This window comes from Pseudomonas sp. 15C (assembly GCF_055484735.1).
Map to the genome: position 1 here is coordinate 1 of NZ_JBUDGD010000118.1, position 2578 is coordinate 2578.

Below are 2578 nucleotides of genomic sequence, written 5' to 3' on the forward strand. Positions count from 1 at the left end.
GATGGCGGTGTGTCAGCCTCGATAAGATTGACTGACACACCGCCATCGCGAGCAGGCTCACTCCTACATTTGATCGGGTGTCGGCTTGAGTGCGGTGATGAATGGGCTGGCGCCATCGCTGGCAAGCCAGCTCCCACAGGGTTTTTGGTGTGCCTGAATATTCAGCCATTACACAAAACCTGTGGGAGCTTGCCTGCAAGCGATAGCGGTTGAACATTCAACCTTTCATTGACTGAAAGTCAGCTATCGCCAGCAGGCTGGCTCCTACAGTGATCGCTTTTCAAATAAAGATCTTCACTGTCCCTTGGCCGACAGCGGCGGTGTGCGCGGGGGGATCTGGCGTTTGTTGCCGGTGGATTCGAAGGCGGCGGCCAGGCGCAGCAGGCTGGAGTCATCGTAGGCGCGGCCGGCGAAGGTCAGGCCGACCGGCATGCCGATGTCGGCCATGACACCCATGGGCACGGTGACGGTCGGTACGCCGAGGTGACGGATTGCGAGGTTGCCGTTGGCCACCCAGACGCCGTTGCTCCAGGCGATATCCGCTGAGGCCGGGTTGACGTCTGCGTCCGCCGGGCCGACGTCGGCGACGGTGGGGAACAGCACGGCGTCGAGGCCGAGGTTGTCCATCCAGTCTTCGAGGTCGGTACGCCGGGTCTGTTCGAGGCCGCGCAGGCCGTCGGCGACAGTGGGGATTTCATTCCACGGGGTGATGCCACGTTCGGCCATGCGCACATATTCGTCCATGCCGGCGGCCAGATCGCCTTCACGGTTGGGCAGGGTGCCCGGGTCGTGCGGGAAGATCTTCGGCCCGTCGACGTCAACCAGACGATTGAGTTTCGGGTCGCCATTGGCCTGCAGGAAGTCGTCAAAGGCCCACGCGGTCAGGTCCCACAGTTCATGATGCAGAAACTCTTTCGACACCAGCCCGCGGTTGAACACGGTCGGTGCGCCGGGGCGATCACCTTCGCAATTGGAGACGAGCGGGAAATCGGTTTCGATCACTTCAGCGCCGGCCGCTTCCAGCGCCTGACGCGCCTGCTGCCACAGCTCGATCACCGAGGCGCGGGTGTTGATGCGCTGGCCGGTCGGGCCGCCGATGCCGGGGGCTTCGCTGGTGCCTGCCTCGGGATCGGCATTGATGTACATGCGCGGAATGGCGAAACGCTTGCCGGCCAGCGCTGCGCGGTCAACCGCCAGTTCGGCGTAGGACGCCGGGCGCACTTCGCTGACGCGCGGGATCGGCACCCACGGTTGCAGGCGCCAGAGGTCGCCACGGGTGTCCGGGTCTTCGGCGACCACCACGTCGAGCACTTCGAGCAAGTCGGCCATGGTGCGGGCGAAGGGCACCACCACGTCCATGGTCGGCGTCAGCGGCCAGTTGCCGCGCACCGAGATCACCCCGCGCGATGGCGTATACGCGCACAAGCCGTTGTTGGACGCCGGGCCGCGCCCGCTCGACCAGGTTTCTTCCGCCAGACCGAACGCGGCGAAACTCGCAGCGGTGGCGGTGCCGGCACCGTTCGACGAGCCGGAGGCGAATGGCGCGGTCAGGTAGGCGGCGTTGTAAGGGCTTTCAGCCCGGCCATATACGCCGCGCTGCATGCCGCCATTGGCCATCGGCGGCATGTTGGTCTTGCCCAGGCAAATCGCCCCGGCGGCGCGCAGGCGTTCGATGGTGAAGGCGTCGCGATGGGCCACCAGATCGGCGAAGGCCGGGCTGCCCGACGCGGCGGTCAGGCCCTTGACCAGATAACTGTCCTTGGCGGTGTAAGGAATGCCGTCGAGCGGGCCGAGGGTCTGGCCCTTGGCGCGGCGTGCATCGGAGTCGCGGGCCTCGTTCAAGGCTTCGGGGTTGCGCACCACCACGGCGTTCAGCGCGGTCGGTGTGTCGGGGCCGTCGTAGGCGTTGATACGCGCCAGATAGGCCTCGACCAGCTCGACCGCGGTGGTCTGGCCGGATTCAAGTGCGGCGCGCAATTGCGCAATGGACACTTCAGTGACTTCGATCATGCGCGCACCGCCGTTTGCGGTTGGGCGTTGTAGCAATAGCTGTTCATGGCAGTTCTCGTTGCACGGCTTCAGGCGACAAGGTTAAGACTGGCGCCTATTTAACACCAAGCAGCGTGCGGAGTAATCGGCGGAGTGGATGGGCAGCAGATTTTCTTCTTTTTCGTCGGCCTCATCGCCAGCAGGCTGGCTCCCACAGGGGACTGCATTTCAGGCAGCAATAGGTTTCACAGGAATACTGCATGTCAGGCAGCAATAGGTTTCACAGGAATACTGCATTCCAGGCAGTCATGGGTTTGCCGGGATGAATGCATTCCAAATGTGGGAGCTTGCCTGCAAGCGATGGCTTTCTTTCAGGCGCTGGTTTTTTGGGTTGCTGTGTACATATCCGTTGCTGCGGTCACGGCGGCTTAGGGTTCCGCCCTTACGGCGGGTCACCTTTTCCAAACGCCGAAAAGGTAACCGAAAAGGCTTGCTCCTGCGTTCGGCCCTCGCAGGCTCGGGTCCCTTCGCTGCGGAATCGATCCGGGCGCAGCGGCTACGGTTTGCTTCGCTGCACCTACTTCCGCTG

The 2578-nt window shown here is 63.5% G+C and carries 2 protein-coding genes; both read right to left on the bottom strand.

The window, feature by feature from the left end; genetic code table 11:
- On the bottom strand, positions 1 to 217 hold a 217-nt coding region (locus ACYYKW_RS26440), incomplete at its 3' end, for a hypothetical protein (RefSeq protein WP_464991584.1).
- Between the two features lie 77 nt (positions 218 to 294).
- Positions 295 to 2010 carry an amidase gene (locus ACYYKW_RS26445; RefSeq protein ID WP_093101469.1) on the bottom strand — a complete coding sequence of 572 codons (1716 nt, stop codon included), beginning with the start codon at positions 2008 to 2010 and terminating at the stop codon, positions 295 to 297.
- Positions 2011 to 2578: the final 568 nt, after the last annotated feature.

Coding starts and splice junctions, on each gene's coding strand:
- ACYYKW_RS26445 (WP_093101469.1), bottom strand. CDS start 2,010: ATGATCGAAGTCACTGAAGTGTCCATTGCGCAATTGCGCGCCGCACTT.